At 50.4% G+C, this 19876-nt stretch carries 22 protein-coding genes; 12 read left to right on the top strand and 10 right to left on the bottom strand.

Going from position 1 to position 19876, the window contains the following annotated elements; translation table 11 throughout:
* Window position 1: 1 nt before the first annotated feature.
* Genes ASG34_RS02995 through ASG34_RS02980 form a run of 4 tightly spaced genes read right to left on the bottom strand, consistent with a single transcriptional unit; the run spans window position 2 to window position 3037 of the window.
* Window positions 2-469: a GNAT family N-acetyltransferase gene (locus ASG34_RS02995; protein ID WP_055826287.1), complete on the bottom strand. Its 468-nt coding sequence runs from the start codon at window positions 467-469 to the stop codon at window positions 2-4.
* A gap of 56 nt (window positions 470-525) precedes the next feature.
* The gene (locus tag ASG34_RS02990; protein ID WP_055826285.1) at window positions 526-1308 is read right to left on the bottom strand and encodes a ferredoxin--NADP reductase; all 783 of its coding nucleotides are present in this window, start codon (window positions 1306-1308) and stop codon (window positions 526-528) included.
* Window positions 1309-1358: 50 nt separating this feature from the next.
* Window positions 1359-2288, bottom strand: a complete 930-nt coding sequence (locus tag ASG34_RS02985; RefSeq protein ID WP_055826283.1) for an electron transfer flavoprotein subunit alpha/FixB family protein — start codon at window positions 2286-2288, stop codon at window positions 1359-1361.
* Window positions 2285-3037, bottom strand: a complete 753-nt coding sequence (locus ASG34_RS02980) for an electron transfer flavoprotein subunit beta/FixA family protein (protein ID WP_055826281.1) — start codon at window positions 3035-3037, stop codon at window positions 2285-2287. Before ASG34_RS02980 ends, ASG34_RS02985 begins: the two co-directional genes overlap by 4 nt.
* Before the next feature lie 150 nt (window positions 3038-3187).
* Here ASG34_RS02980 and ASG34_RS02975 point away from each other — a divergent pair, with 150 nt between their 5' ends.
* Both ASG34_RS02975 and ASG34_RS02970 read left to right on the top strand, forming a co-directional pair.
* Window positions 3188-4126: a LysR family transcriptional regulator gene (locus tag ASG34_RS02975; protein WP_055826279.1), complete on the top strand. Its 939-nt coding sequence runs from the start codon at window positions 3188-3190 to the stop codon at window positions 4124-4126.
* A 28-nt stretch (window positions 4127-4154) separates the two neighbouring features.
* Entirely contained in the window at window positions 4155-5801 is a 1647-nt protein-coding gene (locus ASG34_RS02970) for an electron transfer flavoprotein-ubiquinone oxidoreductase (RefSeq protein WP_055826278.1), read from the top strand.
* 289 nt (window positions 5802-6090) lie between these two features.
* On the opposite strand, the gene ftsX is transcribed toward ASG34_RS02970, so the two are convergent.
* The 3 genes from ftsX to ftsY all read right to left on the bottom strand — a co-directional run bounded on the left by ftsX (window position 6091) and on the right by ftsY (window position 8700).
* Window positions 6091-6981 (bottom strand): permease-like cell division protein FtsX, encoded by an 891-nt coding sequence (gene ftsX / locus ASG34_RS02965; RefSeq protein WP_055826276.1) that lies wholly within the window; start codon window positions 6979-6981, stop codon window positions 6091-6093.
* Complete coding sequence (gene ftsE, locus ASG34_RS02960; protein WP_055826274.1) at window positions 6978-7655, bottom strand: cell division ATP-binding protein FtsE; 678 nt, start codon at window positions 7653-7655, stop codon at window positions 6978-6980. Before ftsE ends, ftsX begins: the two co-directional genes overlap by 4 nt.
* Window positions 7656-7716: 61 nt before the next feature.
* Entirely contained in the window at window positions 7717-8700 is a 984-nt protein-coding gene (ftsY, locus tag ASG34_RS02955) for a signal recognition particle-docking protein FtsY (RefSeq protein WP_055826271.1), read from the bottom strand.
* Between the two features lie 176 nt (window positions 8701-8876).
* Here ftsY and ASG34_RS02950 point away from each other — a divergent pair, with 176 nt between their 5' ends.
* Both ASG34_RS02950 and ASG34_RS02945 read left to right on the top strand, forming a co-directional pair.
* A complete protein-coding gene (locus tag ASG34_RS02950) occupies window positions 8877-10268 on the top strand; it encodes a M16 family metallopeptidase (RefSeq protein WP_055826269.1) in 1392 nt (463 codons plus the stop codon).
* Window positions 10269-10330: 62 nt separating this feature from the next.
* Entirely contained in the window at window positions 10331-11641 is a 1311-nt protein-coding gene (locus tag ASG34_RS02945; RefSeq protein WP_055826267.1) for a M16 family metallopeptidase, read from the top strand.
* 58 nt (window positions 11642-11699) lie between these two features.
* Here ASG34_RS02945 and ASG34_RS02940 read toward each other — a convergent pair whose 3' ends face one another.
* On the bottom strand, window positions 11700-11849 hold the full coding sequence (locus ASG34_RS02940; RefSeq protein ID WP_235559642.1) for a PLDc N-terminal domain-containing protein: 150 nt from the start codon (window positions 11847-11849) through the stop codon (window positions 11700-11702).
* A 180-nt stretch (window positions 11850-12029) separates the two neighbouring features.
* Here ASG34_RS02940 and rsmD point away from each other — a divergent pair, with 180 nt between their 5' ends.
* The 5 genes from rsmD to ASG34_RS02915 are packed head-to-tail and all read left to right on the top strand — an operon-like array spanning window position 12030 to window position 14064.
* Window positions 12030-12590, top strand: a complete 561-nt coding sequence (gene rsmD, locus ASG34_RS02935; protein ID WP_055826264.1) for a 16S rRNA (guanine(966)-N(2))-methyltransferase RsmD — start codon at window positions 12030-12032, stop codon at window positions 12588-12590.
* 31 nt (window positions 12591-12621) lie between these two features.
* A complete protein-coding gene (gene coaD / locus ASG34_RS02930) occupies window positions 12622-13107 on the top strand; it encodes a pantetheine-phosphate adenylyltransferase (RefSeq protein ID WP_055826263.1) in 486 nt (161 codons plus the stop codon).
* An 8-nt stretch (window positions 13108-13115) separates the two neighbouring features.
* The gene (locus tag ASG34_RS02925; protein ID WP_055826260.1) at window positions 13116-13364 is read left to right on the top strand and encodes a YfhL family 4Fe-4S dicluster ferredoxin; all 249 of its coding nucleotides are present in this window, start codon (window positions 13116-13118) and stop codon (window positions 13362-13364) included.
* A 39-nt stretch (window positions 13365-13403) separates the two neighbouring features.
* The gene (gene gloA, locus ASG34_RS02920; protein WP_055826258.1) at window positions 13404-13811 is read left to right on the top strand and encodes a lactoylglutathione lyase; all 408 of its coding nucleotides are present in this window, start codon (window positions 13404-13406) and stop codon (window positions 13809-13811) included.
* On the top strand, window positions 13804-14064 hold the full coding sequence (locus ASG34_RS02915; RefSeq protein ID WP_055826257.1) for a hypothetical protein: 261 nt from the start codon (window positions 13804-13806) through the stop codon (window positions 14062-14064). Before gloA ends, ASG34_RS02915 begins: the two co-directional genes overlap by 8 nt.
* A 15-nt stretch (window positions 14065-14079) precedes the next feature.
* On the opposite strand, the gene ASG34_RS02910 is transcribed toward ASG34_RS02915, so the two are convergent.
* Window positions 14080-14304 (bottom strand): hypothetical protein, encoded by a 225-nt coding sequence (locus ASG34_RS02910; protein WP_229007732.1) that lies wholly within the window; start codon window positions 14302-14304, stop codon window positions 14080-14082.
* Window positions 14305-14547: 243 nt separating this feature from the next.
* Between ASG34_RS02910 and ppc the strand changes: the two genes are divergently transcribed.
* A complete protein-coding gene (ppc, locus tag ASG34_RS02905) occupies window positions 14548-17337 on the top strand; it encodes a phosphoenolpyruvate carboxylase (RefSeq protein WP_055826255.1) in 2790 nt (929 codons plus the stop codon).
* Window positions 17338-17411: 74 nt separating this feature from the next.
* Here ppc and ASG34_RS02900 read toward each other — a convergent pair whose 3' ends face one another.
* The gene (locus ASG34_RS02900) at window positions 17412-17615 is read right to left on the bottom strand and encodes a CsbD family protein (RefSeq protein WP_055826253.1); all 204 of its coding nucleotides are present in this window, start codon (window positions 17613-17615) and stop codon (window positions 17412-17414) included.
* 252 nt (window positions 17616-17867) lie between these two features.
* On the opposite strand from ASG34_RS02900, the gene ASG34_RS02895 reads away from it, so the two are divergent.
* Window positions 17868-19175, top strand: a complete 1308-nt coding sequence (locus ASG34_RS02895; RefSeq protein ID WP_055826251.1) for a lipoprotein-releasing ABC transporter permease subunit — start codon at window positions 17868-17870, stop codon at window positions 19173-19175.
* A complete protein-coding gene (locus ASG34_RS02890; protein WP_055826249.1) occupies window positions 19168-19875 on the top strand; it encodes an ABC transporter ATP-binding protein in 708 nt (235 codons plus the stop codon). The genes ASG34_RS02895 and ASG34_RS02890 overlap by 8 nt, the downstream gene beginning before the upstream one ends.
* The last annotated feature ends 1 nt before the right edge of the window (window position 19876 follow it).

Here is a 19876-nt window from a genome sequence, read left to right as displayed (position 1 = left end):
TTTAAAGTATCAAGCGCCACGCTTGCATGCCGGACTGCTGAAAACCATGCTGTTGATAGAAGTGCTGAGCGGCTAGATTGTCGTGATCTGTGAGTAAGGTAATTCTGAGTATCTGCTCCGTCCGGGCAAACGCCAGGGCATAGGCCAGCAATTGCGAGCCTATGCCTTTGCCACGATGTGTCGGGTTTACGACCATATCTTCCAGCAAAGCAACACGGCCACCCAATGCGGTGGAGATTGTAAACAGTAAACTTACCATGGCAATTACTTCACCCTGATATCGTGCCACCAGGATACGGCCGCTGTCCTGTTGCTCAAGAATAGCAGCCAGGCCTAATTGCTGGGCGGCAGGGTCAGGTGTGAATTCTTGCTCCTGCAAAAACAGCAGGGTGAGCAGGGCGCTTAATGCCGGCAGGTCAGAGAGCTCAGCTTGCTCAAAAGAAATCGCAGTGTCAGATATCTTGCTCATACTATTGATATCTGGACACTGCGATCATATTGCTGTGTTAGTTTTTGTGAGTAGGCTTATTTTTCTACGAAAGCCTTCTCAATCACATAGTCACCCAACTCGCCGATACGCGGTGAAACCTTGAACCCGCGTTTGTCCAGCATGGCAGCGGTGTCTACCAGCATGGCCGGGCTACCGCATATCATGGCGCGGTCAGTTTCCGGGTTTAGCGGTGGCAGGCCGATGTCTTCAAACAGCTTGCCGCTTTCCACCAGGTCAGTCAGGCGGCCCTGGTTTCTGAATGGTTCGCGTGTCACTGTCGGGTAGTAGATCAGCTTGTTCTTCACTTCTTCACCAAAGAATTCGTTATTCGGCAAATCTTTGGTGATGAATTCTTCATAGGCCAGTTCATTTACATATCGTACGCCATGAATCAGGATGACTTTTTCAAAGCGGTCATATACTTCGATATCCTGGATCAGGCTCATGAAAGGCGCCAGGCCGGTTCCGGTAGAGAAGAAATACAGGTTTTTACCTGGTTTCAAATCATGCGTCACCAGTGTACCGGTCGGCTTGCGGCTCACCAGTAATGGGTCGCCCACTTTAAGATGCTGCAGGCGTGAAGTCAGCGGGCCGTTAGGCACTTTAATACTGAAAAACTCCAGATGCTCTTCGTAATTAGGGCTGGCAATACTATAGGCGCGAGTCAGTGGCAGGCCGTCAACTTCCATGCCTATCATCACAAACTGGCCGTTTTCAAAACGCAAACCTGGGTCGCGCGTGGACTTAAAACTAAACAGGGTGTCGTTCCAGTGGTGAACGCTCAGGATCGTTTCGGTGGAATATTTTTTATTACTCATGTTTTATTTTTACTCGCGACTAGGCAAAGGGTTTGAATTTAAAGGGATTATTATAACGCAGCTGTCAACTGAGGCACGACTTCAAACAAGTCTGCCACCAGGCCGTAGTCTGCAATCTTGAAGATTTGTGCTTCCGGGTCCTGGTTAATAGCCACAACCACCTTGCTGTCCTTCATGCCGTACGCATGCTGGATCGCGCCGGAAATACCGACGGCGATATACAGTTCGGGGGCAACCACTACGCCGGTCTGTCCCACTTGTAAATCGTTGGGCGCATAACCGGCATCTACGGCTGCACGGCTGGCGCCAATGGCTGCATGCAGTTTATCCGCCAATGGCGCGATCACCTGGGCGAAAGCATCTGCACTACCTAGGGCGCGGCCACCGGAAACCACCACTTTGGCAGCAGTCAGGGCGGGGCGTTCGGACTTGTTAAATGCTTCAGATACCCAGCGGCTGCCTTGCGGGGCGGCTGGCGTTGCAATTGCTTTAATCTCTGCTGTAGCGCCAGACGGTGCAGCGGCAAATTTGCTGCCGCGCACGGTTAACACTTGCGTCGCATCCTGGTTATGCACGGTTGCCAGTACGTTACCGGCATAAATGCCACGCACGTAAGTGTTACGATCCAGAATCTCCAGCACGTCGGACAGCATATTCACATCCAGCAAGGCAGCAACGCGAGGCAGCACATTTTTGCTAAAGGCGCTGTGCGCAGCCAGCACTACGTTGTAATTGGCAGCCAGCGGCACGATGATATCAGTCAGGTGTTCGGCAGTCGGATGTTGCAAGGCCGCATCACTTGCGACCAATACGCTATTCACACCCTGTAAGGCAGCAATCTGTGAGGCCAGGTCATCTGGCTGGGCCCCGGCAATGAGCACATCTACCGGCTGCTTCCAATGCTGCGCAGCAGTGATGGCACGCGCGAGCTGTTCATTCAAATGCTGGCCGTCGTGTTCGGCAATAATCAGTGTGCTCATCCCAAAATCCCCTCATGCGTACGCAATTTGCTCAGTAATTCATTCACATCTTTCACCATCACGCCAGCTGGGCGGGCAGGTGGTGTGGCAACTTTCAGTTGCTGCACATTGTGGCTGAGGGAAATATTCAGGGAGTCCAATGGCACGTTTTCCAGTGGTTTTTTTCTCGCCATCATCAGGTTAGGCAGTTTGACATAGCGTGGTTCGTTCAGGCGCAAGTCAGCAGTAATCACGGCTGGCAGGCTGACAGCCAGTGTTTGCGTACCACCATCAATTTCACGGACTACAGTTGCCTGGTTACCTTCAATCGTGATTTGCGAAGCGTAGGTGGCTTGCGGCAATTTCAGCAAGGCTGCCAGCATCTGGCCAGTTTGGCCAGCATCATCATCAATGGCCTGTTTACCGAGCAAAATCAGGTTTGGCTGTTCGCGCTCTACTACCGCTTTCAATACTTTAGCCACACCCAGGGAATGCAAGGTTTCCTGTGTCTCAATCAGCATGGCGCGGTCTGCACCCATCGCCAGCGCGTGGCGCAATATATCCTGGTTGGCCGCGCCACCGATAGTCACTGCAACGATCTCGCTGACGATGCCTTTTTCTTTCAGGCGAATGGCTTCTTCAATCGCGTTTTCATCGAAAGGGTTGATGCCCATCTTGACGCCATCAATATCCACATTGGAACCGTCGGCTTTCACGCGGACTTGAATGTTATAATCAACGACCCTTTTGATCGCTATTAATGCTTTCATAAAACGTTGCTTTCTCTGAGATGTTCTTGCTCGTAGCCGAGCATTTTAAGCTAGCTTGTAATATTTATTAAATTGATTATTATAATAATATATATCTATTTTATAGATTGATATTGATGCGACGTAAATCTCGCATAATCCTTTTACTTAATGAAATACACCCTCAGGCAATTAGAGATTTTCGTCGCCATCAGCCGGGCTGGCAGTGTCTCCCGTGCCTGTGAGCAACTGGCCCTGTCTCAATCCGCTGCCAGCACCGCCTTGATCGAGCTGGAAAAGCAATTTGAAATCCAGTTGTTTGACCGCGTCGGTAAAAGCCTGCGTATCAATGAATCCGGGCAACAATTACTGCCTAAAGCCGTCGAGTTGCTGGACCGCGCCCGTGAAATCGAACGCATGCTGCATGGCCAGCAAGGCTATGGGCATTTGAAAATAGGCGCTACACTCACCGTCGGCAATTACCTGGTCACCTTGCTGGTTGCCAAATTCCTGCAGCAATATCCCCAAAGCCACATCCAGCTACAAGTGCAAAATACCCGTACCATCGTTGAGCAAATTGCGAATCATACACTGGATTTGGGTATGATAGAGGGCGAGTGTAATCATCCGGATATTGCTGTAGCGCCCTGGATTGCAGATGAGCTGGTCATTTTTGCCGCACCTTCGCATCCCTTGGCGCTATTAGCGCAGACAGGTAAAACCATCTATAAGTCTGACTTGCTGTTGCAACCGTGGATAGTGCGTGAAAAAGGCTCTGGTACGCGTGAGACATTTGACCGCGCATTCAGCCAGGATTATTCCAGGCTCAATATCACGCTGGAGCTGGAACATACCGAGGCCATCAAGCGTGCGGTGGAGTCGGGGCTGGGCATAGGCTGTATTTCCAGGCTGGCACTTAAAGATGCATTCCGGCGCGGCAGCCTGGTGCCGATCGAAAACCATAGTTTGCAGTTTCACCGAAATTTTTATTTTTTATGGCATAGACAAAAGTACCAGACCGGCGGTATCCGCCAGTTCCTGGCGTTTTGCCAGGCGTTCACCCAAGGGGCGACGCGTAGCGATTTAATTGATATCCCGGCAATTGCCTAATGGCGGGAACCTGAATGTTGGAGGAAGCATGGAAAGAGATGTAATGGAATATGATGTGCTGATTGTCGGGGCTGGCCCGGCAGGATTATCAGCCGCCATCCGTCTCAAGCAATTAGCACAGACGCAAGGTCAGGAACTGAGTGTTTGTATTCTGGAAAAGGGTGCCGAAGTCGGCAGTCATATCTTCTCCGGCGCAGTGCTGGACCCCAGGGCCTTGCAGGAGCTATTGCCAGACTGGCAAGCTTTGGGCGCACCTTTGAATACGCCGGTGGGTAAAGATACTTTTGTCGTGCTGGGTAAGGAAAAAGACTGGGCATTGCCCGATTGGACGTTGCCGCCGCTGATGCGCAATCACGGCAACTATATTGTCAGCCTGGGTGAAGTTTGCCGCTGGCTGGCTACGCAAGCGGAAGAATTGGGTGTGGAAATCTACACAGGCTTTTCTGCACAAACGCCAAGTTATGATGACGCCGGCCGCATGGTAGGCGTGATTACCGGTGATATGGGCCTGGATAAACAAGGCAATCCCACTGGAAATTACACGCCTGGGATCGAGATCCGTGCCAAATATACCTTGGTGGCCGAAGGCACACGTGGTTCGCTGACCAAACAGCTTGAAGCACGTTATGGTTTACGCGCGGCTTCCAGTCCGGCCAAATACGGCTTGGGCTTCAAAGAAATCTGGCGCATCAAACCGGACCTGCATCAGAAAGGCCAGATTGAGCATACGTTAGGCTGGCCGCTGGATGCTAATACCGGTGGCGGTGGCTTTATCTATCATCATGGTGAAAACCAGGTGTCAGTCGGCTATGTGGTGCACCTGGATTACAGCAATCCGTACCTGTCTTTATTTGATATTTTCCAGACCTATAAAACCCACCCGAAACTGAAAGCATTGCTGGAAGGCGGGCAACGAATCAGTTACGGCGCACGTGCTATTTCAGAAGGCGGCATACAGGCATTGCCAGAGTTGGCATTTCCTGGTGGTGCATTGCTGGGATGCAGCGCTGGCCTGGTAAATGTGCCCAAGATCAAGGGTAGCCACTACGCAATGAAATCCGGCATGCTGGCGGCAGAATCGGTGTTTGACGCCATTCAGCAGGGCGCACCGGAAATATTGACCAGTTATCCGCAAAAGCTGCGGGCATCGTGGGTATGGCAGGATTTAACTGCTGTGCGCAACGTGAAACCTTACTTGTCGCGTTGGGGCACGTGGGTAGGCACTGTGCTGGGTGGTGCGGAAATGTGGTTGTCCGGCTTCGGTATTACTTTGCCCTGGACTTTGAAACACACCACTGCTGATCATTCCACGCTGGATGAAGCCAAAAATAGTCGGCAGCCTGAGTATGCTAAGCCAGATGGTGTACTGACTTTTGATAAGCTGAGCTCGGTTAGCCTGTGCAATATCGGGCATGATGACCAGCAGCCATGCCATTTAAAATTGACGGTGAAGGATATTCCCGAGCGGGTTAATCTGCCGAAGTATGCGGGCCCGGAACAGCGGTATTGTCCGGCGGGGGTGTATGAGTTTATTGAGCAGGAAGGGACGCAAGTGTTGCAGATTAATGCGCAAAACTGCATTCATTGCAAAACTTGCGATATCAAAGACCCTACGCAGAATATTACGTGGGTACCACCAGAGGGTGGCAGCGGGCCAAATTACGTTTCGCAGTAATTTAGGTCACCTACGTAACGGCTGGCTTATGCAGAAGCCAGCGCGCCCTGCAAGGGAGAATCCAGGCGAGAGTAATATTTGGTTTGGTTACGATAAAAGAGCTAAGGTCGTGCTTAATAGAAGTTCTAAAGAAATAACGATTAGAATTTCACAGAAAGTGAAACATTCTCTCATTGTTGTTCCAAGCTCTATATGAACACTACCTGGGTTTCGGCCAACGCCCGTATGCCGAACTGTTATTGAGTAAGATGGATCCAGTATCCGCCAGCAGTCTCCCCAGCGAGGTCGCTTAACGTTTCTGCGTCAAAGCAATAAACGCCGCGATCCAGCCTATCAACGTCGAAGCCAATAAAATCAATCCGCCAATATTCACCAGATGAAACACCAACTGGAAATTACTCTGGTAATTATTTGCCAGCAGCTGCACTGGCTGTTTGAGGTTCCAGACGATCGCAAACAACAAGCCAACCGCAATCAGACCACCACCCAAGCCATACACACTACCCATATATAAAAACGGGCGGCGGATAAAACTGTGTGTCGCGCCAATCAACCGGCTCACTTCAATCTCGGCTTCATGTGTCAGCACCTGCATGCGTACCGTATTGCTGATGACTGTGATCATGGCGATCCCCAGCAGGCTGGCAAAGATCAGCGCAATGCGTTTACCAAGCACCAGCATGGAGTTCAGGCGTTCCATCCAGACGCTATCGATGACTAGTTCTTCCACTTCTGCCCGTTTTTGCAGGATATCCTGCACCGATTTGGCTGTAATCGGGTTTGTGTCGGCCAAGGTGATAAACAAAGCATCCGGTAACGGGTTCTGCGGCAAATCTGCAAGCAGGTCTTTTTGCAGGAATTGTTCCCCCAGCTGTTTTATCGCGTCTTCCTTGGAGACAAAGCGTACTTCTTTTACCTGGGGTAATTCCTGCACATCATTAATTAAACGCTGTATGACATTGCCGTTCAGCGCAGGTTTGAGGAATGCACTCATCTGCGCGTCCTGCTTGATGGAGCGCGAGGCGTCTTGCAGATTGTCCACGCCGACGAACAACAAGCCTGGCAAGGTGACAGTAATACCGATCACTAGGCAAATGGTCAGGGTGTTCAGCCAGTGCGACTTCAGCCTCTGCATAACCAATTTAATCGCAAGCGTATGTTGATTGAGCCAGTTTTTCATAGCATACCCACCTGGGCTGGCATCGCCGTGATTGTCTGCTGGTCTATATGCAAGGTTCTATAGGCGATGGTGCTCACTTGCGCCACATCATGCATGGCGATGACAACGGTGACGCCGACATCATTAAAGGCTTTCAGCAGTTGCATGATTTCCAGCGAAGCGACCCTGTCCAGGCCGCCTGTAGGTTCATCGGCAATAACGATTGAGGGACGGCTCACTACCGCCCGTGCAATGGCCAGCCGCTGTTGTTCGCCGCCAGACAAGGTGATAGGCATGGCTTTTTCTTTGTTTAGCAAGCCTACTTTGTCCAATGCAGCACGCACACGGCGGGCAGCTTCTTCGCCGGTAATGCCCTGTATGCTTAGTGGGAGGGCGACATTTTCAAAGCTGTTACGGTCATAAAGTAGTTTGTGATCCTGGAACACCAGCCCAAAACGGCGGCGCAGGTAGGGAATGGCGTTTTGATGCAACTGGCTGATATCCTGTTCGTTGATCAGGATATGGCCGCCGGAGGGCGCTTCTATGCCTGCCATCAGTTTGAGCAAAGTGCTTTTCCCGGCGCCGGACTGGCCGGTGATCAGCACAAAGTCACCTTTTTCTATGTTGAAACTGACCTGGCGGAACAGGTGCGCGCTATTCGGGTAACGCATGCTGACGTTGTTAAATGCAATCATGTTTTTGATAATCTGGTTTTAACATTCTGGTTTAACAATGGATAGTTAAAGAGTGTCACGTCTAATCAATCAGGGCATCAATAAAGTCATTGGCGTCAAAGGGACGCAAGTCATCAATACTTTCGCCGACACCGATAAAACGTACGGGGGTGCTATGTGCAGATTGCTGGCTCAAATGCGCAATCGCTGCAATCACGCCGCCTTTGGCAGTGCCGTCCAGTTTGGTTAGTGCCAGGCCGGTGACGCCAAGCGCATCGTTAAAGGCTTTCAGTTGGTTAACCGCGTTCTGGCCTGTGTTGGCATCCAGCACCAGCAGGATTTCATGCGGTGCCCCTGGCAATGCCTTGTCAATCACGCGCTGGACTTTCTTGATCTCATCCATCAGGTGCAACTGTGTCGGCAAACGGCCAGCGGTGTCGGCAATCACCACATCTATTTTCCTGGCAATAGCCGAGTTGACTGCATCATAAATCACTGCGGCAGGGTCGCCACTTTCCGAGGCAATCACATGTACATCGTTACGCTCTCCCCACACCTGCAATTGTTCACGTGCCGCAGCACGAAAAGTATCACCGGCTGCGATCAAAACGCTATGCCCTTGCGCCTGCAGGTATTTTGCCAGTTTGCCTATGGTGGTGGTTTTACCGGCACCATTGACGCCTACCATCATCATCACATAAGGCTGGTGGCCGCTGACATCCAGCGGCACTTGTAACGGAGAGAGCAGGTCAGAAAGCGTTTCTTTCAGTGCCTGCTTTAGTGCAATGGTGTCTTGTAATTCTTGCCGTTTGACGCGGGCGCGTAGCTGCTCTAGCAAATGCTGTGTGGCATTGATACCGACATCCGAGGTCAACAGGATAGTTTCCAGTTCCTCATAAATGTCTTCATCTATCTTGCCGCCACCGAATAAGGCGCTTAGTTGACCGCCCAGCTGCAGGCGGGTTTTCGCCAGGCCATTTTTGAGGCGTTGTGCCCAGCTCAGGCTGGTAGTTTCTTCAGGAGGAGGGGCAGAAGACTCGGTTTTTTTGGCAAAGGGATTGAACATGGCAGCTTAAAACTCGGTAATATGGTTATTTTATGCCGAATCGCGCTTTACCGCCACGGCAAAGGCGTTCTGGAATATATGTGTTGTACAGATAACGTTATAGTCTGGCGAACTTAGTAGTCAAGCATTCGGTCACACCTCTGCTTTTAAAACCTGTTTCTATAGTGATTTCATCCATGACAAAAAGTTTTCCCATGCGTAATCAGGCAATCTTGATTCTGGCTACGTTATTAAGTGCCAGTCACTTGCAAGCGGCCGAAATTGTGCAAACCACCTTGAAAAATGGCCTCAAGGTGATTGTGCAGGAAGACCACCGGGCGCCGGTGGTGGTTTCACAAGTATGGTACCGCGCCGGCTCGCTGGACGAGGTCAATGGCAAAACAGGGGTTGCCCATGTGCTGGAACACATGATGTTCAAGGGCACGAAAAAAGTCCCGGCCGGACAGTTTTCACGCCAGGTGGCAGCCGCAGGCGGTAAGGAAAATGCGTTTACCAGCAAGGATTACACCTGTTATTTCCAGCAGCTGGAAAAATCAAAACTGCCATTATCCTTCAAGCTGGAAGCTGATCGTATGGCCAATCTGCAGATTACCGATGCCGAATTTGCCAAGGAAATTGAAGTGGTCAAGGAGGAGCGTCGCTGGCGTACAGAAGATAAACCCCAGTCGCGTGTCAATGAACAGTTTGAAGCATCATCTTATCGTGCGCATCCTTATGGCCGCCCGGTGGTGGGGTTTATGAACGACCTCGACAACATGACGGCACAAGATGCTCGTGACTGGTACAACACCTGGTACACACCCAACAATGTCACCGTCGTGGTGGTCGGGGATGTCAATGCCAAAGAAGTATTCAAGCTGGCGCAAGACACGTTCGGCAAGCTGGCGGCCAAACCGTTGCCTGTGCGTAAACCCCAGGTGGAACCCGCACAGCTGGGTGAGCGGCGTGCGATTGTCAAGGCACCGGCCAAGTTACCTTATTTTACGATGGGCTTTCACGCGCCAGCCATGAAAAACGGGTCTGCTTACAATGAGCAGGATTGGGAGCCATACGCGCTGGAAGTGTTATCCAGTATTTTAAGTGGCAATGATGCATCGCGACTCAACCAGAAACTGGTCCGTGAGCAGGCGATTGCGCTGGATGTAGATAGTGGTTATGACGGTACCAACCGTGGCCAGGAGTCGATGTTTGAGATTGCCGCTTCACCCAGTGAAGGCGTCGCGCTGGAGGCACTGCAAAAAGCCATTTGGGAGCTGGTGGAAGAAGTAAAAAACAAGGGTGTTACGGCTGCCGAGTTGCACAGGGTAAAAGCCGCCGTGATTGCCGCAGATGTCTATAAACGGGATTCGATGTTTTACCAGGCGATGCAGATCGGCCAACTGGAAACCATGGGTTATCCATTGAGCCTGCTGGAAAAAAACGCAGCACGCGTACAGGCAGTGACCTCCGAACAGGTGCAGACGGTAGCCAGGAAATACCTGGTCCCGGACCAGATGACCCTGGTTACGCTGGATCCGCAACCGATGGACCCGAATGCCAAACCGGCCGGGCGACCACACCAGCATTAAAGCTGGCAATAAATTTAAATCCGTAACGGAAATCGCGTAACACACGTTGTGTAGGAAACAGAATGAAAGCTTTTAAGTATTTAAAAATCACGCTGCTGGCATTGTTGCTGCAAAGCCATGCCATCAATGTGCTGGCTGGTTTGAACATTCAGCACTGGACCACCGCACAGGGCAGTGAGGTCTATTTTGTTGAAAACCATGCTTTGCCTATGATGGATATCAGCGTCAATTTCCCGGCAGGCAGCGCGCACGATTCGCCGGAAACTTCAGGCGCTGCGGGAGTGACACAACACCTGATGGCACTCGTCGCTGGCGGGCTGGATGAAGAAACCCTGACCAACCGTTTTGCCGATATTGGCGCTGTGCTTGGTGGTAACTTTGATGCGGACCGTGCCGGATTCAAGTTACGTACACTGACCAGTGAGCAAGCCGTTGCGCTAGAAGCCTTTAGTTTTGTGTTGCACAAACCCGATTTTCCCGAGGCGGTATTGAAGCGTGAACAGGCGCGGATTGTTGCGGGCTTGCAGGAAGCCGAAACCGAGCCTGACAGCATCGCGCAAAAAGCGTTTATGCGCTCGCTGTATGGCACGCATCCTTACAGTCTCGACCAGAGCGGTGAAATTGATACGGTGCAATCCTTAACCGTGACGCACTTGCGCCAGTTTTATGAGACACATTACACAGCCAAGTCAGCAGTAATTTCATTGATAGGTGATTTAACGGCGGCACAGGCCAAACAGATTGCCGAGCGCCTAAGTGCAGGTTTGCCGCAAGGCCCGGCGGTGGCAGCGGTGCCGCCAGTACCAGCGCTGAAAACTGCCAGCGTGAAAAAGTTACCGCATCCTGCCTTGCAGGCGCATATTCTGTTGGGCCAGCCCGGTAACAAGCGCGGTGATGCAGATTTCTTCCCGCTATATGTCGGTAACTATATTTTAGGGGGTGGCGGTTTTGTTTCACGGCTGACCGAAGAAGTACGTGAAAAACGCGGCCTGGCGTACAGCGTTTATAGCTATTTTCTACCGATGGCAGAGTTAGGCCCGTTCCAGATCGGCTTGCAAACCAAGAAAGAGCAGGCGGAAGAAGGATTGCAGCTGGTCAAGCAAACCGTACAGCAGTTTATTGATAAAGGTGTGACCGAAAAAGAACTGCAGGCAGCCAAGGATAACCTGATCGGTGGTTTCCCGTTACGTATCGACAGCAATGGCAAGATTCTGGAGTATTTGAATATTATTGGCTTCTACAAATTGCCGTTGGACTATCTGGACAGTTTTAATGATCGCGTTGCGCAAGTAACTGTGCAGCAAGTGAATGATGCGTTCAAACGCCGCTTGCATCCTGAGAATTTTGCCACTGTGATTGTTGGATCCGAGTAGCTGAGTGAAAAAGGAAAGCCGACAAATTGTCGGCTTTTTTGATAATGGCTTGATTGTTTTAAAGTACTGAACCCTTACGTTTTTTGCGTGCCAGGAAGTAATATAAAACAGCGCCCACCAGATTAAGGAAGAAAATCACCAGGAACCAGACCAGTTTGTCTTCTTTCTGATCGGCAAGGCAATCGACCAGCATCCATACCCAAAACAATGTTAGCGCTAACCCTATTAAGCTGCCTAGCAGACCAAATCCAAATAAAAATTCGATGTAATTTCCTTTATTAATTGCTGTGAATAATAGCACGATCCGTTTTATGGGTTAAACGCGATGCCTTCTGTATGCATCCCCTTTATAATGCTGACCTGGTCGCTAATGAATTGAGTAGTATTCATGAATCAAGTTCGTCTAAATGCAGGGGTCTGGCGTAGTCGGGTATTAAAATTTCCCGATGCTGAGGGCTTGCGTCCTACCTCTGATCGCGTGCGTCAAACCTTGTTTAACTGGCTGGGGCAAGAGTTGACAGGAAAAACCTGCCTGGATTTATTTGCCGGCACCGGCGCGCTAGGGTTTGAAGCGCTGTCCCGCAATGCAAGCAAAGTCACCATGCTGGAACTCGCCAAAGCGCCATTCCAGGCCTTGGTGCAGAATCAGCAATTGCTGGATGCGACAAAAGCCGATATCCGCCAGGCTGATGCGCTAAAGTTCCTGGCGCAAAACACGCAACGATACGATGTTATTTTTTGCGATCCGCCGTATCATAAACAATGGCTGGATAAATTGCTGCCACACTTGGCTGCCCATTTGTCCAATGACGGCTGGCTGTATGTAGAAGCCGAATATGCGTTAAAATCTGATTCTGACTGGCAAGTGGTCAAGTCTGGCAAGGCAGGGCAAGTCTATTACCATCTGCTGCAGCCAGCAATCACGCCAGCGACAGCAACAGCTGTCTAAGCGTGCGCATGACTTTCGGGAATATCAGTGAATGAGCAAAACCAGAATTGCAGTCTATCCGGGTACTTTTGACCCGATTACCATGGGGCATGAAGATATTGTGCGCCGTGCTGCCAACCTCTTTGACGATGTCATCGTGGCCGTGGCTGGCAGTACCAGCAAACAAACCCTGTTCAGCCTGCAAGAGCGTGTGGCATTGGCGCAATCGGTATTTGCTGGCGAGAACATCAAGGTGGTGGGTTTTGATGGCCTGTTAATGCAATTTGTACAATCACAGGGCGCGCAAATGGTGATTCGTGGCTTGCGAGCAGCGAGCGATTTTGAATACGAATTCCAGCTCGCAGGCATGAACCGCAAGCTGTACCCAAAACTGGAAACCTTGTTTATGACGCCGGCAGAAGAGTATATGTTTATTTCATCCAGCTTGGTGCGAGAAGTTGCCCGTCTGGGCGGTGATGTAAACCAGTTTGTTTCTCCTGGCGTTGAAGCGGCTATCAAACAAAAGCTGGCGGCTTAATACTACGTATGTCTTTATTTATTACTGATGAATGCATTAATTGCGATGTGTGCGAGCCCGTGTGCCCTAATGAAGCCATATCGCAAGGCGAAGAGATTTATGAAATTAATCCCGACCTGTGCACGCAATGCGTAGGACATTTTGAAGAGCCGCAATGCCAGCAGGTATGCCCAATCAGTTGTATTCCGCTAGACCCGGACCGACCGGAAACACAGGAACAGTTAATGGAAAAGTACTTGCGCATTACCAGTGTGTAAGTATCAATATTGAGAGCAGTAATAATATAAGGGGTAATGATGCGAATTTTACATACCATGTTGCGCGTTGGCGATTTACAACGTTCTATCGATTTTTACACTGGCGTGTTGGGTATGAAATTAATTCGTACCCAGGATTACCCGGATGGCGAATTCACGCTGGCATTCGTCGGTTATGGCAACGAATACAACAATACGGTGCTGGAATTGACCTACAACTATGGCAAATCTAGTTACGATATGGGTGCAGCCTATGGCCATATGGCGATTGAAGTGGATGATGCCTACCAGGCCTGTGAACAGGTGAAAGCCCAGGGCGGCAAGGTGATACGTGAAGCCGGGCCGATGAAACACGGCACGATTATAATTGCGTTTATTGAAGACCCGGACGGCTATAAGATCGAATTTATCCAGAAGGGGACTATCGAGTATCCGCAGCATGTCTAACCAAGCGCATTTGCTTGAGGCCGTGGAACTGGCGCAGGTCAGTGACTGGGATGCTGCGCACATGATTGCGCAGGATTACAGTGACTCCACGGCAAACTGGATACATGCGGTGTTGCATAAAGTCGAAGGGGATACCTGGAATAGTAAATACTGGTATGCGAAAACCGATGGCCGCAAGTATGAGGATTATGCAGATGATGTACAAAGTGAACTGGAGGCCATCAGGCAGTTATTGGCTTCTAACCTGAAGTAATACCAGGATTGTTAACTAAGTTTCAGATTCTACAGCGTGACGATGGGTCACAAAAATTCCCCATAGCGATTGCACAAAAAGACCTATCACTGTGCCTGAAAAAAACAGCATCACCACTGCAATCACACTCATGAACAACAAAAAACCATCCTGAACCCACGCGCCTTGCGGGGCCATGGATTGCCAGATACTCAGCAATTGTTGTATCAATCGATTTTCATCCATCTGTTTTATATCCATCAAATATGACCATGATGCGTTATATAGTTCATTGTCTTGCACATTCATTGTAATAAAGGTGCTCAATCCCCGCTTGTAACCCTGAGCCTATTTCAATGTGGGCCAAATCGGTGCACTTTTTAAATGCAGTTAAAAAAATCCGTAGCATGATTTTTTTAAGCTTATGATTTTTAAGTGGAAAATCCCAATATAGAGGTGGCCTGCTTGTTGCTAGTGTATCACTGAGCTAGGGGAGAAGACACCATGATAAAAAAACCAGAGGCCAGCAGCACTGTTTCGGCAGAAGCGCGACTGGCAGATAATATCCATCTATTGGGGAATTTGCTTGACCAGGCCATTCAGGAAGTAGACGGGCCAGCCGTTTTTGCACAGATCGACTCTATCCGCCAGGCGGCGACCAAATTCCACCACACGCACGATCAGAATGCCTCATTACAGCTGGAGCAATTGCTGGCAGCGCTGACACCAGCACAAACTGTGTGTGTCGTCCGCGCGCTGAGTTATTACAAGCATCTGGTAAACCTGGCTGAAGATTTGTATGGCCAGCAAATCGCCAATTCTAACCAAGGTATCGCAGTGGCAGGAATGCTGGCACATTCATTGGCACTGTTGCGCGACCAGGCAGTCCCTTTTGATACTGTGCACCAGTTTTTTGATGATGCATTGGTGTCGCCAGTATTGACAGCGCATCCTACTGAAGTACAACGTAAAAGCGTGCTTGATATTGAGCGCCGCATTGTAGAGTTGCTGGCAGAGCGTGCCCACTTAATGGCAGAACGCCAGCTGACACGTAATACCTTGCTGCTGCAGGGAGCGGTTGCTGCCTTGTGGCAAACCCGTATGCTGCGTTTTTCAAAATTGACCGTAGTGAATGAGATAGAAAATGCACTGACCTATTACGAGAGCACGTTTTTGCATGCCATTCCTGAACTGTTGCAGGATCTGGAACGTGATCTGGAGGCACTGCTGCCAGCAGGCAACCACTATCACTTGCCAGCTTTTTTACGCATGGGTAGCTGGATCGGGGGCGACCGGGATGGTAATCCGTTTGTCGATGGTACTACCTTACGTGAAGCGTTGCGTTTGCAGGCGGCGACCGTGTTGCGTTTTTATCTGCAGGAACTAGCCCAACTTAAGCGTGAGCTAGGTGTCTCCACCCGACTGATCGCGGTGGAAGAGGGCGTGCTGGCGCTGGCCAAAGCGTCGCGTGACCAGTCTGCACATCGCATGGATGAGCCTTATCGCTTGGCACTGAATGGCATTCATGACCGTTTATTGGTGACTGCAAAAAATTTGCTGCCGTCTTGCAATTGGGCAGATGACAGCGATAGCGATCTTTTACCATATGAAGGTTACGAAGGGTTGCTGCAACCTTTGCAGACCATTGCGGAGTCTTTACGCAAACATCACGGTGAGGCGCTGATCTATCCGCGTCTGGGCAAGCTGATGAAAGCGATTGAGTCTTTTGGCTTTCATCTGGCGACCGTGGATGTACGCCAGTCTTCAGATGTACATGAAGCCGTGATCACCGAGCTATTGCAAAAAGCGGGCTATGAATTTGATTATGCCGGATTCAATGAAGATGAAAAAATAGGTATTTTGCTGGAAGAGTTGAAACAGCCACGGCTGCTGTTCTCGCCTTTCCAGCAATATTCCGAGCTGGTGCACAAAGAAATCGGCGTGTTGGAAGCTGTGCGGGAAATGCGGGAACGCTTTGGCAGCCACGCCGTGCGCCAGTATATTATTTCGCATACTGAAACACTGTCCGACCTGCTGGAAGTCGCCCTGCTGCAACGCGAAGCGGGCTTGCTGCGTGGCGTATGGGGTTCGGCGAATATCCAGGTAGATTTAAATATCGTTCCCCTGTTTGAAACCATTGCCGACCTGCGCGACGCCCCTATGATTATGGGCAAATGGTTGAGCTTGCTGGGCATTCGGCACGTGATCCGCAATCAGGGCAGTGAGCAGGAAGTCATGCTTGGTTATTCGGACAGTAATAAAGATGGCGGTTTCCTGACTTCTAACTGGGAGTTATACAAAGCCGAAATTTCACTGGTGGAGTTGTTCCAGCAGGCTAAAGTGAAGCTGCGCTTGTTTCATGGGCGCGGCGGTACGGTGGGGCGTGGCGGTGGGCCGACTTACCAGGCAATCATGGCGCAGCCGCAAGGCACGGTCGATGGCCAGATCAGGTTAACCGAGCAAGGCGAAATCATTGCCAATAAATATGCAGACCCGGTGGTCGGGCGCCAGCACCTAGAAACGCTGATTGCCGCGACACTTGATGCCAGCTTATTTCCTTCTGATCAGCTGGAGCCGGCTAAACGGCGTGCATTCGAGAGTGTGATGGAAACGCTCTCCGCCACTGCCATGACCACTTATCGGAGCCTGGTTTATGAAACACCGGGCTTTGCCGAATACTTTTTCAGTACCACGCCCATTGAGGAGATTGCCGGATTGAATCTAGGCAGCCGCCCGGCCTCGCGCAAATCTACGCGGCGCATTGAAGACTTGCGCGCCATCCCCTGGGGCTTTTCATGGGGGCAGTGCCGTTTATTGTTGCCAGGCTGGTATGGATTGGGTAGTGCAATTCATCAATACCTACACCAGCCAGGCAGTGATAAAGAATCCCGTTTGGCACTGCTAAGAGAGATGCTGCTTGGCTGGCCTATATTCAAAACGTTGATCAATAACGTGGATATGGTGCTAGCCAAAACCGACCTCATCGTTGCCAGGCATTACGCACACCTGCTGCCTGACCGCACTTTGCGTGAAGAAATTTTTAGCCGTATAGAGCAGGAACACAAATTGACCACAGAGGTAGTGAATTTGTTACTTGGAAGCACGCAAAGGCTTGCCAGCCAGCCGGTATTGGCAAAATCTATACGTGAGCGTTTGCCTTATCTGGATCCACTCAATCACTTGCAGGTGGAAATGATTCAACGTTACCGCAACGGCGAGACTGATGAAAAACTCAAATTGGCAATCCCGCTGACGATTAACGGGATTGCGGCTGGATTGAGGAATACCGGTTAGTGTTGAAGTTTTAGTGTTTTAGATAGTAAAAAAGGACAAGCTGAGCTTGTCCTTTTTTGAGAATCAATCACGGATTATCCGCGGTGATCGTTTTCCCATGTGTTGATTTGCTTTTCAGCTTCATCTTTAGTGATGCCGTAACGTTCCTGGATTTTACCAACCACTTGTTCGCGTTTACCTTCGATCACATCAAGGTCGTCATTGGTCAACTTGCCCCATTGCTCTTGAACCTTACCTTTAAGTTGTTTCCAGTTACCCTCAAAAATGTCTTTATTCATGATGTAAGTCTCCTTAGTTTTTTGGATTAGTATCGGTCAACGACCTGGGAATCATAGTATCCAGAATTAGTTTGGAGATAAGTCGGTGAATCGAGTATTTGTGCGTAAGACTTGACTGACAATTAATCGCACACTCTCTATTTAGGACATCACCCGTTTTATGAGTTTGAAGCCGGTATGGATGTATCACAACTCGTTTAAACCTTGCGCTTTTGCGATCAAATTAGGCTTTAAACCTGTTAACATGCGAGCATGAATAAAGCTTCTTTTTCCGCGTTTAAACACGCGTTGGCCCAACGGCTACCTTATGAATTGTGGATAGGCTGGCGCTACACACGTGCCAAACGTAACAATCATTTCATTTCATTTATTTCACTGACCAGCATGATAGGCATCGCTTTGGGTGTGATGGCTTTGATTGTCGTATTGTCTGTGATGAATGGTTTCCAGGACGAATTGCGTAAACGCATTCTGGGTGTGGCTTCACACATAGAAGTACGCAGTTTTGATGCTGGCTTGTCTGACTGGCAGCATGTGCAAAGCCAGATTCAATCCCTGCCACCAAAAACATTCTCCAGCCCGGTACAAGGCATGGCGCCCTATGTGATGGCGCAAGGCATGCTGACGCGTGACCAGGCAGTGCAAGGCGTGTTAATTCGTGGGGTGCTGCCTTCGGCCGAAGGCGCAGTGTCGGATTTATCGACGCAAATGAAAATAGGTAAATTAGAGGATTTGCAGGCGGGGAAATTCAATATCGTCCTCGGCGGTGACCTGGCGCAGGCACTGGGCGTGCGCATAGGCGAAAAGGTGGTGCTGATGGCACCGCAAGGCCAGGTAACGCCAGCGGGTCTGGTACCACGTATCAAACAATTTACCGTGACCGGTATTTTTCAGGTGGGTATGTATGAATATGATGCCGGGTTGGCATTGATACACCTGGATGACGCTGCCAAACTATATCGCTTGGGCGACCAGGTGTCCGGCTTGCGTTTGAAACTGGCTGACCTGTTTGCTGCAGACCGCGTTAGCCGTGAGTTGATGCAAGCGCTGGGGCCGAACTATTACATTACTGACTGGACCCAACAGCATGCCAATTTCTTTAAGGCGATTCAGCTGGAAAAACGCGTGATGTTTATTATCCTGGCGCTGATTGTGGCCGTGGCTGCGTTTAATATCGTGTCGACGCTGGTCATGGCTGTGACCGACAAGCGTGCCGATATCGCGATTTTGCGGACCATGGGCGCCACGCCGCAGGCGATACGGCGTATGTTTGTCGTGCAAGGCGCCATGATAGGCGTGATTGGTACTGTCTCTGGTGCATTGCTTGGTGTGATCCTGGCGCTGAATATTGAAACGGTGGTGCCATGGATAGAGCGTACTTTTAATGTGCAGTTTTTATCCAAAGACGTGTATTACATCAGTGATCTGCCTTCCAAGCTGATGTGGTCGGATGTCACAACGATTATCGGCTTGTCCATTTTCCTGAGCCTGGTGGCGACACTGTATCCAAGTGGCCGCGCTTCCAAAATGAATCCAGCGGAGGCTTTGCGCTATGAGTAATCTGATTTTGCAGTGCCAGGGCCTGGCTAAAACCTATCAGGGCCTGGATACCTCGGTGTTAACCGGAGTGGATCTGAGCCTGGCTGCCGGTGAACATATCGCGATTGTCGGTGCTTCTGGCAGCGGCAAAAGTACGCTGTTGCATTTGCTAGGCGGGCTGGATGCGCCTACGCACGGCGAAGTGCAATGGCTGGGTAAACCGTTGACCACGTTATCCGAAGTGGAAAAAAGCGCCATGCGTAACCAGTACCTGGGTTTTGTGTACCAGTTTCATCATTTGTTGCCAGAATTCAGTGCGCTGGAAAATGTAGCCATGCCTTTGTTTATCCGCCGCATTCCACGTGCGCAAGCATTGGCACAAGCCGAGTATTACCTGACTCTGGTCGGTCTTGCCCATAGACTGGAACATACCCCAGGCGAATTGTCCGGCGGTGAACGGCAGCGGGCTGCACTTGCACGTGCGTTGGTGACAGAGCCGCGTTGCGTGCTGGCAGATGAGCCAACCGGTAACCTTGACCGGCAAACCGCCGAGCAGGTGTTTGAGTTATTGTTAAACATCCAGGTTGAGCGCGGCACTGCGCTGGTGGTGGTGACACATGATTTATCATTGGCTGCACGCATGCACAAGCAATACCGGTTGCAAGACGGCACACTGCAACCCCTTGAATCTATTTCCGAGCCAGCGCTTACCCCGGTGTAAC

This window comes from Methylophilus sp. Leaf416, from assembly GCF_001424665.1.
Taxonomy (GTDB): Bacteria; Pseudomonadota; Gammaproteobacteria; order Burkholderiales; family Methylophilaceae; genus Methylophilus.
This window is presented reverse-complemented; position numbering and strand designations above follow the sequence as displayed.